Annotated in this window: 8 protein-coding genes; all 8 read right to left on the bottom strand. The window is 74.4% G+C overall.

Features of this window, described 5'->3' with window-relative positions:
- Positions 1-39 precede the first annotated feature (39 nt).
- Positions 40-954 (bottom strand): phosphate ABC transporter permease subunit PstC, encoded by a 915-nt coding sequence (pstC, locus tag ABZ497_RS24615; RefSeq protein WP_352295183.1) that lies wholly within the window; start codon positions 952-954, stop codon positions 40-42.
- Positions 955-1186: 232 nt separating this feature from the next.
- The gene (locus tag ABZ497_RS24620; protein ID WP_359808280.1) at positions 1187-3817 is read right to left on the bottom strand and encodes a hypothetical protein; all 2631 of its coding nucleotides are present in this window, start codon (positions 3815-3817) and stop codon (positions 1187-1189) included.
- A 311-nt stretch (positions 3818-4128) separates the two neighbouring features.
- Positions 4129-4722 carry a hypothetical protein gene (locus ABZ497_RS24625; protein WP_359808282.1) on the bottom strand — a complete coding sequence of 198 codons (594 nt, stop codon included), beginning with the start codon at positions 4720-4722 and terminating at the stop codon, positions 4129-4131.
- 221 nt (positions 4723-4943) lie between these two features.
- Positions 4944-5975, bottom strand: coding sequence for a substrate-binding domain-containing protein (locus tag ABZ497_RS24630; protein WP_359808283.1), 1032 nt, complete (start codon positions 5973-5975; stop codon positions 4944-4946).
- A 449-nt stretch (positions 5976-6424) separates the two neighbouring features.
- Complete coding sequence (locus tag ABZ497_RS24635; protein WP_359808284.1) at positions 6425-6832, bottom strand: hypothetical protein; 408 nt, start codon at positions 6830-6832, stop codon at positions 6425-6427.
- Positions 6819-7178, bottom strand: a complete 360-nt coding sequence (locus ABZ497_RS24640) for a DUF1508 domain-containing protein (RefSeq protein ID WP_359808286.1) — start codon at positions 7176-7178, stop codon at positions 6819-6821. Before ABZ497_RS24640 ends, ABZ497_RS24635 begins: the two co-directional genes overlap by 14 nt.
- A gap of 263 nt (positions 7179-7441) precedes the next feature.
- Positions 7442-9106 carry a GAF domain-containing protein gene (locus ABZ497_RS24645; protein WP_359808325.1) on the bottom strand — a complete coding sequence of 555 codons (1665 nt, stop codon included), beginning with the start codon at positions 9104-9106 and terminating at the stop codon, positions 7442-7444.
- A 170-nt stretch (positions 9107-9276) separates the two neighbouring features.
- Positions 9277-12819, bottom strand: a complete 3543-nt coding sequence (gene cydD / locus ABZ497_RS24650) for a thiol reductant ABC exporter subunit CydD (RefSeq protein ID WP_359808288.1) — start codon at positions 12817-12819, stop codon at positions 9277-9279.
- Positions 12820-12821 lie beyond the last annotated feature (2 nt).

Genomic DNA, 12821 nt, shown 5'->3' on the forward strand with positions numbered 1-12821 from the left:
GGCCCGGCAACGGGCGGCGGGTGGCGGGGTGGGCCATGGTCAGTCCGCCGTCGAAGCGCCGGAGCGGGACCGGTTGATCACGAACCCGGCGCCCAGGTTGACCAGCAGGGTGAGCGCGAAGAGCACCAGCCCGGCCGCCATCAGCGCGGAGAGCGAGAGCTCGTCCGACTCGCCGAAGCGCAGCGCGATCAGCGCCGAGATGGAGTTGGCGCCGTTCTCCAGGATGTGGCTGATGGCCTTGAAGTTCGGCGAGATGATGAGCGCGACGGCGATCGTCTCGCCCATCGCCCGGCCGAAGCCCAGCATCACCGCGCCGATCACACCGCCGCGGCCGAACGGCAGCACCACCGCGCGGACCATCCCCCACCGGGTCGAGCCCAGCGCGTACGCGCCCTCCCGCTCGCCCTGCGGGGCCTGCGAGAACACCTCCCGGCTGAGCGAGGCGACGATCGGGATGATCATCAGCGAGACGACCACCCCGGCGATGAAGGTGGAGGAGGTGTAGGACGTCCCGATGTCGCCGGTGCGCACCTTGAGGAAGGGGATCGCGTCGCCCAGGTGGTTGGTCAGCCAGCGGACGAAGCCGATGATGCGCGGCTGGAGGAAGAACAGCCCCCAGAGGCCGTAGACGATGCTGGGGATCGCGGCCATCAGGTCGATGAGCGAGACCAGCGTCGCCCGCAGCCTGGTCGGCGCGTACTCGGAGATGAAGATCGCCGTGGTCAGCGCCACCGGCACGGCGATCACCAGGGCGATCACCGCGATCAGCAGGCCGTTCGGCAGGACGGCGGCGATCCCGAAGTTGTGGGCCTGGGTCTGCCACTTCTGCTCGGTGAGGAAGGACCAGCCCACCTCGCCCAGCGCGTTCGCGCCGCGCAGGATCAGGAAGAACGCGATCAGTCCCATGATCGCGAAGACGGAGAGGCCCGCCACCCGCAGCGCTCCCCGGAACACCCGGTCTCCGGGCGTGGCAGGGGCGGTGATGACGCGGGGGACATCGGGTTCTGGTGGACGTGGAGCCCCGGCGTACGGTGCCGCGGGCTCGGCGGCGGCTGTCATGGTCTGCTCTCCGGCGCGCTCGGTACGGAAGTACTCGGTACAGGGGAGGCCCCGGGCCGTGGCGCCCGGGGCGGAGGACCCGGCGGGGCCGTGACGGCGGCCCCGCCGAGCCGGTGCGACCGCTGGATCAGGGCCGGCGGCGCACCCGCGCCCAGGTCCGGCCCACGGCGGAGACGGCGCGTTCGCCGGCGGGCGTGCCGCCGAGGAAGAGCGCGGCGGGGCCGCCGATCAGCAGCACCAGGCCCGCGATCACCGCGATCGGCAGCAGCAGCCGGGCGGTGCCGGCGCGGTCGGCCGCCGGGGAGCCGGCGGCGACCGGAGCGGCCGCGAGCGGGCCCGCCGAAGCACCCGGCGTGGCGGTGGCCTTGGCCCCGCCGGCCGCGGCGGCCGGAGCCTCCGCGCCGCCGGTGGCCGCGCCACCGGTACCGCCCGCGCTCGCGGTGCCCCCGGTGCCGATCCCGCCGGCACCACCGACGGCGCCGTCGCCGAGCCCGCCGGTGCCGGAGCCGGTGCTGGTGGACGAGCCGCCGGTGCCGTCGCCGGTGCCGGTGACCGGGGTGGTGGTGACGCCGGCGCCGCCCGACTCGCCGCCGGTGGCGCCGCCGGCCCCGCCGGTCGTCCCGCCGTCACCGCCGGACGGGGTGGTCGGCGGCGGGGCGACCTGGTTGCCCGGCCACTTGTTGTCCTGCGTCTCCACGTGCTTCGCCGCGTCGAGCGTCTGCTGGCGCTGGGCACCGGTGAGGCTGAGGAAGCCCGGGGCGAGCTTGCCCGGCTCCACGCCGTAGACCTGGCCGCCGTTGGCGACGGTGGTCAGGAACCGGGTGATCGCGGGCGCCTTGTCCGCCGCCCCGCCGGTGGGCACCATCGCGTACTGGACGGTGGTCAGCGGGTAGGCCTGGGTGTCCCGGGCGAAGGCCGTGCCCGCGACGCCGTAGGGCAGCAGCTGGGTCCCGGTGGCGGCGTCGGTCGGCATGTCGCCGACCGCGGACTGGAACCCGTTGGTGGTCGGCGAGACGAAGCCGCCGGCCGGGTTGCGCAGGGTGGCCTCGGGCAGCGAGAAGGCCTTGGCCTGGGCGCTGTCCATGATCGCGAACAGCTTCCGCTCGCCGCGGGCCATCGGGTCGCACTTGAGGTGGTTGCCGGTGGCCGGGTCCGCCATCCAGAGCTGGCAGGTGGACCGGTTCTCCAGGATGGTCCGCAGCACCTGGGTGAGACCGCCGAGGACGGGGTTCCACTCGTACTGCCGCATCCGCTTGGCGGCCTCGCTGACGTCCGTCGGCCCGGTGAAGTCCTGCGGCTGGAGGGTGTCGGCCGGGTACCCGGAGTAGGCGCCCCGCTGGTAGAAGGTGTTCACCCGCATCCCCCACGGGTCGTCCTCGCCGTCCAGGAAGCGGACGGCCTCCGGGTCGGCGGCGATCCACGCGGTCAGCTGGTAGACGAGGTCCGTGGTGCCGCCGACGATGGTCGGCTCGAACTCCGCGGGCGTGCACGAGCGGGGCCAGTGCAGCCCGCTGCTCTCCGGGAACCGGTTGTACTGGAGGAAGTCCTCGTCCAGGAAGACGCAGCTGGGGTTGCCGCTCACCGACGCGACCGGGCTTCCCAGCGGCGCGTAGGACTGGGTGAGCAGTTTGGCCATCAGGCGCGGGGTCAGCCTCATGTCGCGGAGCTGGCGGCCGGTGTCCGGGTCGTCGACGAGGAAGACCGCCGAGATCCCGGTGGTGGCCAGCGGCGCGTAGACGTACGGCCGGGCCGGGGTCGCGGTGTCGGGGTACGCGGTCAGCGCGACGTCCACGCCGGCCGACCCGCCCAGGAACGCCGCCCTGGCCTGCGGCTCGCCGCCGGAGGAGGAGTACTGGAAGGCGAGCGGGGAGGACGCCAGGCAGAGGCCGGTCCGCCACTGCTGGACGGCCCGGTTGGCCATCTCCAGGCCGGCCGCCTTGAAGTCGGCGGCGCGGTTGTCGCAGTCGGCGGCGGTGGGCGAGAAGTGCAGCGGGACGACGGTCCGCTTCTCCCAGGCGCACTGCTCGCCGACCTGGTACCCGGCGTACTGGTTGCCGTCCCACGCCCCGGCGTAGGCCTCCAGGCCGCCGTCGCTCGCGGTGTTGAAGAAGCCGTCCACGTCGCTGAGGTGGTCGGTGCAGTCGACCGCGCCGTTCCGTGCCTTGTACGGGTCCTGGGTGTCGCCGCCGTAGTTGGGCTCGACCACCAGGGAGCACGGGTGCGCGGCGTCACAGCCGAGCGAGGGGCTCTGGGTGGCGGTCCAGATCTCGATGGAGGTCTCGCCCGAGCCGTCGGCGCCCGTCGGCGCGATCGCCATGTTCGAGGGGAAGTCCGGCGTCGTGGTGCCCTCCGCCGGGGCCTTCTGGTTGAACCCCTTGCCGCCGTCGGCGTTGTACAGCTTGCTGCCGTAGCAGTCGGTGATCTTGGGGTCGAGACCGCGGCACTGGTAGACCCGGACGGCGTAGAGCGCCTGCTTGGACCCCTTGGTGACGATGGTCAGCGGGGTGCCCGAGGTGTCGACGGTCGGGGTGAATCCGCTCCAGGAGACCTGCAGCACCTGGTTGGACAGGTTCTGGGTCTGCGCGACCGTCACGCTCCCCTCGGCGCCCTCCTCCCAGGTGTTCGGGTCCCACACCTTGGGGCCGGGCTTGGTCACGGCGGACGAGGTCGCCGCCGCGGCCTGCGACGACGTGCCGAGGCCGATGGGGGCCACGCCGAGCGCCACCACCACCGACCAGACGAGGGCGACCGCCGGCAACCTCCGGCGCCACCCCCCGCGTCTCGTACCGGGTAGTAGTCGGAGTCTCATGACGGGCACCTCCGTGCGAACGCGCACCGCCGTGACGCGGCGCGAGAGTGGATCAGGCGGCGAGCAGGCCGGCGGTTCCGGTTCGCATCCATTCGGCCAGCCCTACATGGCCGGATCCGGTCGTACCGATGTACGAGACCACAACGCGACGACTCTGTAGCGGAGTTGGGAACTCCACCTGCGAACGGCGGGCCCGTGCCGTCGCACGGGCCCGCCGTCCCACCGAGCCGGTCGCAGGTGTCGGCTGCCGGTGGTGGAGCTCAGCTGCCGGTGGTGAAGCTCAGCGAGAAGTCGCCGATCGACTGGCCGGCCTTGAAGAAGGTGGTGTTCAGCTTGGTGTCCACGTACTGCGCGCCCTCGGCGTCGACCTTCAGGTCCGCGGCGGTCACCGTCTGGGTGGCGCCGGTGCGGGTGATGTCGGTCGAGCCGGCCGGGTCGAGCAGCGCCACCGGGGCGGTGCCGCCGACCGGGACCCCGGTGATCGCCCAGCTGTCGGCGCTGAACGCCAGCTGCTTGAAGACCGCGGTCTTGCCGGTGAACAGGTTGACGAAGAGCAGGCTGCCGCCCAGCTGGACGTTGCCGTAGTAGCCCTGGAGGTTGACGTCGCCGCCCGTCACCGGGAACGACGTGGAGAAGCCCGTCGTGGAGTCGTAGGACGGGGTGGCGGTGGGCAGCGGGATGACCACCAGGCCGTTCAGGGCGGAGTCCTTCAGGAAGGCGGTGCTCTCGTGCACCACCGCGCTGCCGGTCGGGGCCGCGGGGGCGGCGTCGGCGGCAGCCGCACCGCTCATACCGGTCACGGCGAGGACGACTGCGGCACCGGTGGCGGCAAAGCGGGCGCTGGTACGGGTCATGCTGAACTCCTTGGGAGAGGTGATGTGCTCGGTGGTGCGGGCGGTCGTTCGACCGCCCCGACGGCCTTCCTCCTCCGCACTGCCCGGCGGCGGAGGAGGCCGAAGTCGATGGGCGCCCGGCCGGCTCCGACAGGCACGAAGGGGTGCCCGGGTGTGGCCGGCGGCCACGGGCACGAAGCCCGTGGCCGCCGGATGGTGCGGGGTGTGATCAGCGGGTGTGGTCAGCTGTGGGTGGTGCTGCCGCAGGCCGCCGCCGGGAGGGGCAGGAAGCCGTAGCTCTTGATGTCGTTGGTGCCGTTGGAGCAGATCCAGCCCGAGGGGCCGAAGATCGCGCGCAGCGCGGTGCCGTGGGCGTTGGTGGCGGTCCACTCGGCGTCACGGACGACGTTGTAGACCACGCGGCCGAACGCCGAGGCGGCGAACGGGGCGTTGATGGTGTTGGTGGTGGTGTTGACCGGCACCAGGGTGCCGACGTTGCGCAGGGTCAGGCTGCCCGGGGCGGAGGTCGGGGTGGAGTGGCCGCCCACGGTCTGGGACAGGTACGAGGCCACCGAGTACGGGAAGACGGTGTCGGCGCCGGCCAGGCGGGTGTCGACGCCCTCGTTCTCCTCCGGGCCGTCCTGGACGCAGCTGCCCACGGTCGGGTTGCCGATCGCGGTCAGGAAGAAGGCGCGGGTGCCGGAGCTCGCCTGCGGCAGCCAGGGCTTGATCGTGGCGTTGGTCAGCGAGGCGTTGATCTGCGTCCAGTTGGTGATGGAGCAGTCGTAGATGCCCTTGAGCTGGGCGGCGGTCAGACTCGCCGGGGCGTGGCCGCCGGAGTTGGCGGACCAGGTCACCGCGTCCTTGGCGAACGCGACGAAGATGTCCGACGCCGGGTCGGTGGACTTCGGGGCACGCGAGGAGCGGGCCACGTCCAGCGCGGAGCCGGAGGTGTTCAGCTCGGTGATGCCGGCGCCGGAGCCGTTCGGGCGGACGATCGAGGAGGCGCCCGACTTCAGCGTGATGTTCGTCGAGCCCGTGGCGTCCCAGCTGTAGTAGCGCGGCGAGGTGGTGTCGCCGATGCTCGTCAGGTAGGCGTTGTAGTCGGTCGAGAGCCGGGTCGACACGGCCTGCGTGGTGTCGGAGCCCGCGCTCACGATGTCCTGGGCGGCCGGGGTCACGCTCGGGTCGGCGCTGGCGGTGCCGGCGGCGACGGTGGCGAGCGAGGTGGCGATGGCGGCGACGGCGAGCAGCTTGGCAGCGGTCTTGCGCATGTTCCTGTTCCTCCGGTGGGAGAGAGGTGCATCGCTTGCCCGGGCCCTGGTTGGGGGTCCGGGGCCGGTGGCCACATCCGCGGTGGCCGCTCCGGCAGAGCTGATCCTGTCGGGACGGGCTGTTCCCCCGGAAGGGCCGTCAGCGGCGGCCGGCGATTGTCGACTCATCGGTTCGGACAGGTTTAGTGACTGGTCAGCCCGGCCGCAGCGGAGTGGAAAGCCGCAGGTCGGAGGCCGATGACGTTCTTCTCCAGGTGGCGGCTCGGGGGGTTGCCGGAAACCTGCGCTTCACCGGACCGGGGGGGAACGGGCGCGGACGGGGCCAGCGCCGGGGCCGGGCTCGCCGGGCGCGGACGGCGGGACGCACGGCATCCCGGCCGGCCGGAACGGGGGTCTGACGAGGCGCCATCCGCGGGGGCCGTCAGGGCGCCGCGCACCGGGCGAGGGTACTACCAGGGCCGGCGGGCGTCCCGGCCGGTTCTGCGCAGCTCCTGGCCGATCCACTGGAGCCCGGCCAGGAAGCCGTCGACGCCCGCCTGGCACTGGTCGCGCCGGAGGTAGCCGCGGGCGCTGCGGGCGATCGGGCCGGCCTCGACCACGCCGGGCCGGGTGCTGCGCACCGGCAGCTGGGCGGTCCAGACCCAGAGCCGGGCCTCGGACTGCCCGACGGTACACCGCAGGGCGGCCCGCTCGATGATCAACTCTCTGACCGCGTCGGCGAGTTCGTTCTCGCTGCGATAGGTGCGGACGCCGACGCCGAGCTGTCTCCCGTTGGCGGCGCGCAGCGACCAGCCGAGGCACCGGTCGGCGGCGGGCACGATCAGCAGGCGCGGACCGCGCCGCTCAGCGGCGGGCATCGGAGCGTCTCAACGGTGCCGCGCGTTCCGGGAGTTCGAGGGCGGGCTGCTTGGCGAGCAGCACCACGAACCGGCGGAAGGCGTTCTGGCAGGTCGCGTACCGCTCGTAGGCGCGGCTGGAGCGCACCTCGGGGAGCAGGCGCGAACCGGGGACGACCCAGACCCAGCCGATGCCGTCGCGGACATGGGTGATCCGGGCGACCAGGGCGTCGGCGCCGGCGCGTAACCCGTCGAAGCCGCGCTCGGCGTCCGCGGCCGTCTCGTATCCGGCCGCGGTGACCGCGACGACCCGGCCGTTGGGAGCCTTCAGCTGCCAGCGGTAACGCCCGTCCGGTGCCCGTTCCACCCGGAATCCCCCACGCCCTGCACCTGCTGCGGTGTGACCGCGGTTCGACGCGTCCACTGCTCCCCCAGTCCGGTTCCCTCCGAGACGGGAGTAAAGCTATGTGTGCACACGAGCACGCCGGAAGGGAAGGAAATGCACAACTTGCTCCGTTGGCCGCGAAGTTCTCCCTCGTTAAACATTCACCGACTGCACACCAACCACACGCCCGGCCCCCTCACCGAACTCCCTTGACCCGCACAGACCGTTCGACAGCGCGCGAAGACTCAGAGCCGCGCGGTCCAGCGCACCCGCGTCCCCTTTCCGTACGGACCGGGCTCGTGCCAGGCGTCCCCGCCGAGCACCTCGGCCCGTCGGGTGAGGTTGCGCAGACCGCTGCGGCGGCCGCCGGGGGGGATGCCGACGCCGTCGTCCGTCACGGTCAGCAGCACCCCGGGACGCCCGGCCCGGTCGAGTGACTCCGGGTCACCGCTCACCGGGCGTCCCTCGTCGTCCAGGTGCACGGTGGCGTCGACCTCCACGCCGACCCGCGAGGCCCGTGCGTGCCGGGCCGTGTTGGAGAGCATCTCGCGCAGCGCGGCCAGCAGTTGACGGCCGGTCTTCTCGCCGACCAGGCTCTCCACCGGGCCCGTGAAGGTCACCGAGGGCTTGAAGCCGAGCGCCGCGGCGGCCTGGCTGCCCTCCCGCAGCACCCGCGTCCGCAGGGTGTCCGGCGCGTCGCCGTGGTTGTCGTGCTGGAGCGCGTAGATGGTGGTGCGGACCTCCTGGATGGTGGCGTCCAGCTCGTCCACCGCGTTCCCGATGCCGACCTTCACCTCGGGCACGACCGCGCGCCGGGCGGCGCTCTCCAGCATCATCCCGGTGGCGAACAGCCGCTGGATCACCAGGTCGTGCAGGTCGCGGGCGATCCGGTCGCGGTCCTGGAAGACGGCGAGGCGCTGCTGGTCCCGCTGTCCCTCGGCGAGCCGCAGGGCCAGCGCGGCCTGCGAGGCGAAGGTCTCGGCGAGCTGCTTCTCGGTGTCGGTGAACGGCACCGCGCCGCGCGGGCGCCAGACGCAGAGCCCTCCGAGCACCCGGCCGGCGGCGACCATCGGCACCGCCATCGACGGGCCGAAGCTGCGCGCCAGGCGGATCACCACGGTCGGGTCGCTGGACATGTCGTCGAGGTAGACGCTGTCGCCCTGGAGGAGCCGGGCCCCGAAGCTCTCCTTCGGCAGCAGCTCGCCCTGGACGAACTCCGCGGCCTCGCCGGAGGCGTGCGCCACCCGCATCTGGCCGTCGCCCTCGCCGTCCACGGTCGGCAGCAGGATCATGCCGAGCGCCGCGTCCGCCAGCTCGCGCACCTGCTCGGCCGCGACGGTCAGCGCGACCTCGGCCTCGTCGGCGGAGAGCAGCGCCGTGGTGACGGCGGCCGCGCCCGCGATCCACCGCTCGCGCCGCCGCCCCTCCTCGTACAGCCGGGAGTTCTCGATCGCGACGCCGGCGGCCGCGGCGAGCGCGTGCACCACCTGCTCGTCCTCGGGGGTGAAGGCGCCGCCGCCCTGCTTCTCGGTGAGGTAGAGGTTGCCGAACACCTCGTCACGGATCCGGATCGGCTCGCCGAGGAAGGTCTTCATCGCCGGGTGCTCCGGCGGGAACCCGGAGGAGCGCGGGTCGGTCGCCAGGTCGGTCAGGCGCAGCGGCTCGGGCCGGTCGATCAGGGCGCCGAGGATGCCCCGGCCGGCCGGCAGCTCGCCGATCGCGGCGGCGGTCTCGTCGTCCACGCCGACGTGGATGAAGTCCGCCAGGCCGTGGCCGCCCGGTGCGATCACGCCGAGCGCGGCGTACCGGGCGTCCACGAGCTCGGCGGCGCCGGTGGCGATCCGGTGCAGCGTCGCGTGCAGGTCCAGCCCGGCGCCGACCGACACGACGGCCTCCAGCAGCCGCTGCATCCGGTCGGTGACGGCGGCCGCCGACTGCAGCCGCTCCGCCACCTCGGTGACCAGCGTGTCCAGCCCGAGCGAGGAGATCTCGGGCACCCGGTGGGGCGCCGGGTCGGGAGCGGCGGGGGGTGGCAGGTCTGGCGTGGGGTCCATGGTGTCGAGCGTAGTTTGTACGGTTTTCAGCCGAAGGTCGGCGCGACCACCGGCGGGCGACCGGCTGCGGCGGTGCCCACCGCCACCGGGCCGTCCGCCGCGCGCTCGCGCTCCCACATCGCCCGCAGCCGGCCGCCCGGCTCCGCGACCAGCTCCGACCAGGTGCCGCGTTCGACCACCCGGCCGCCGTCCAGGACCAGGACCTCGTCGACGGAGCCGTCGTCGAGGCCGGCCAGTCGGTGGGTGATCAGCACGGTGCTCCGGCCGGCCGTGGCGGCGAGCAGGTCGGCGGTGAGCGCGTCGGCGGTGGGCAGGTCGAGGTGCTCGGCGGGCTCGTCCAACACGAGCACCGGGAAGTCGGCCAGGAGCGCCCGGGCGAGCGCGAGCCGCTGGCGCTGGCCGCCCGAGAGCCGGGCGCCGTGCTCCCCGACCATGGTGTCGAGGCCCGCCGGGAGGGTGTCCGTCCAGTCCAGCAGCCGGGCGGCGGCGAGCGCGGCGCGCAGCTCCCGCTCGTCGGCCGAGGGCCGGGCCAGCCGCAGGTTCTCCCGCAGCGAGCTGTCGAAGACGTACGCGTCCTGGGCGCAGAGCCCGATCACCCGGCGGACGTCGTCCCCGGCCAGCTCCCGACTGTCCACAGCCTGTGGACGGCCGTCGGCGAACGTGATCCGGCCCGCGGCCGGCTCCAGGAAGCGCAGCAGCGCCTGGGCGAGCGTGGTCTTGCCCGAGCCGGACGGGCCGACCACGGCGATCCGGCGGCCGGCGGCGAGCTCCAGGTCGAGGCCGACCAGCGCGTCCGCCTCCTGTCCGGGGTGGCGGACGGTCAGCCCGCGGACGGTGATCGGCAGCGGCTGCCCGGGCAGGGCCGCCGGGGCGGCGGGCTCGGTGACCGGGGCGGGCGCGTCCAGCACCTCGGCCAGCCGGGCCGAGGCGGTCCGGCTGCGCCGGCGGGCCTGGACGGCGAGCGGCATCCCGGTGACGGCCTCGAAGGCCGCCAGCGGGGTCAGCACGACCACCGCCAGGCAGACCGGCGCCAGCGCGCCGCTCTGCACACCCCGGATGCCGACGGCCGCGGCGGCGGCCACCGTCAGCCCGGTGAGCAGCGCGATCAGCCCGGTGCCGAGCGCGGTGGTGGCGGCCGAGCGGGCGGCCAGCCCGGTCAGCGCGGCGTCGGCGGACCGGACGGCGGCCAGCCGGCCCGGCAACGCCCCGGCCACCGTGAGTTCGGCCGTTCCGGTGAGGGTGTCGACGACGGCGGTGGCCAGCCGGCCGCGGGCCGGGGCCTGCCGCCGCTCGGCACCGGCCGACCAGCGGGCGGCCAGCGCGGGCACCACCGCCCCGGCCAGCAGCAGCCCCAGCCCGAGGACCAGGCCGGCCGCGGGCAGGAAGGCGGCCATCGCCGCCGTCGCGGCCGAAGACACCACCGCGGCCACCGCCGCCGGCAGCCGCCAGCGCAGGTGGTGGTCCTGGACGGCGTCGACGTCGGCGACCAGCCGGGAGAGCAGGTCCCCGCGCCGGAAGGCCGGCAGCCCGGCCGGGGCCAGCACGGTCAGCCGGCGGTACACGGCGGCCCGCAGGGTGCCGAGGGTGCGCAGCACGGCGTCGTGCGAGACCAGCCGCTCGGCGTAGCGGAACACGCTGCGCCCGATGCCGAAGGCCCGCACCGAGGTGACGGCCATCATCAGGTAGAGCACCGGCGGCATCTCGGAGGCGTAGGAGATGAGGTAGCCGGAGGTGGCCATCAGCGCCACCGCGCAGCCGAGCGCGAGCGCGCCGAGCAGGACGGAGAGCGCCAGCCGGGGCCGTACGGTCGCCGCTCCGGCGGGCTCCTCCGGCAGGGTGTCGGCGGCCGGAACCGGCCGCCCGTCGTGCGCGGGCCGGGGTGGCGCGGCGGTGCCCGCGGGCACCGGCGGCCCCTCCAGCCGGACCAGCCGGTCGGCCACCGCCAGCAGCGCCGGCCGGTGCGCGACCAGCAGCACGGTGCGCGCCGGATCGGCGCTCAGCACCCGGACGGCGTCCACCACGGCCGCCTCCGAGGCGCCGTCCAGGCCGGCGGTCGGCTCGTCCAGCAGCACCAGCGGCCGGTCGTCGGCGAGCAGTACCCGGGCGAGCGCCAGCCGCTGGCGCTGGCCCGCCGACAGGCCGGCGCCGTCCTCCCCGAGCACGGTGGCGAGCCCGTGCGGCAGCCGCCGCACGAAGTCCCGCGCGTGCGCGGACCCCAGCGCCGCCCACAGCTCGTCCTCGCCGGCGCCGGGCCGGTAGAGCCGCAGGTTCTCGGCGACGGTGCCGGCGAACAGGTGCGGGTGCTGCGGCACCCAGGCGATCTGCCGGTGCCAGCTCGCCGGCTCCAGCTCGTCCAGCCGGTACGTCCGCCCGTCGGCGGCGGTGATCCGGACGCTGCCCGCGTCCGGCACGGTGAGGCCGAGCAGGACGGCGAGCAGGGTCGACTTCCCGGCCCCGCTCGGGCCGGTGAGCGCGGTGGTGGTGCCCGGCCGCAGGGTCAGCCCGGCGGCGTCCAGCGCCGGTGCGCTCCGGCCGGTGTGCAGCACCGTGAGGCCCTCGGCCTCGACGACGGCGCCGGCGAGCGCGGGGGCGGGGACGGTCCCGGCCGGCGGCAGCGGGGTCTCCAGCACCGCGAAGAGCTCGTCGGCCGCGGTCAGCCCCTCCACGCTGGAGTGGTACAGCGCGCCGACCTGGCGGATCGGGAAGTAGACCTCGGGCGCCAGGATCAGGATCAGCAGCCCGGTCTCCAGGTCGAGCGTGCCGTCCACCAGCCGGAAGCCGATCGAGACCGCGACCAGCGCCACCGACAGGGTGGAGAGCAGCTCCAGGGCGAACGAGGAGATGAAGGCGATCCGCAGGGTGCGCAGGGTGGCCCGGCGGTAGTCGGCGGTGATCCTGGCGACGGTGGCGGCCTGGGTACGGGCCCGGTTGAACACCTTGAGCGTGGGCAGGCCGGCGACCACGTCCAGGAAGTGGTGCGAGAGCCGCGAGAGGGTCTCCCACTGCCGGTCCATCCGGCTCTGGGTGGCCATCCCGATCAGCGCCATGAAGAGCGGGATCAGCGGCAGCGTCCCGGCGATGATCGCGGCCGAGGTGAGGTCGGCGCCGACGACCCGCAGCAGCACGATCACCGGGACGACCACGGCGAGCGCCAGTTGCGGCAGGTAGCGGGCGAAGTAGTCGTCGAGCGCGTCGACGCCCCGGGTGGCGAGGGTGGTGAGTTCGCCGGTGCGCCGGCCCGCCAGGTGGGCCGGGCCGAGCGCGGTGGCGTGGTCGAGCAGCCGGCGCCGCAGGGTGGACTTCACCCGGGCCACCGAGCGGTGCGCGGTGAGTTCGGTGAGCCAGCCGACCAGCCCGCGGCCGACCGCCGTCAGCGCCAGCCAGAGCAGCGGCGCGGTCAGCTCGTCGAGGCCGGCCCGCTGCTGGAAGCCGCGGACGACGATCTCGGCGATCAGGCTCGCCTGGGCGACCACCAGGGCCGCCCCCGCCCCGCCGAGCAGGACCGATCCGGCGAGGAAGGCGCGGGTGGTGCGGGCGTACCCGAGCAGTCGGGGGTCGACGGGCTTCACGG

The sequence above is a fragment of the Kitasatospora sp. NPDC005751 genome, from assembly GCF_040630835.1.
GTDB lineage: Bacteria > Actinomycetota > Actinomycetes > Streptomycetales > Streptomycetaceae > Kitasatospora.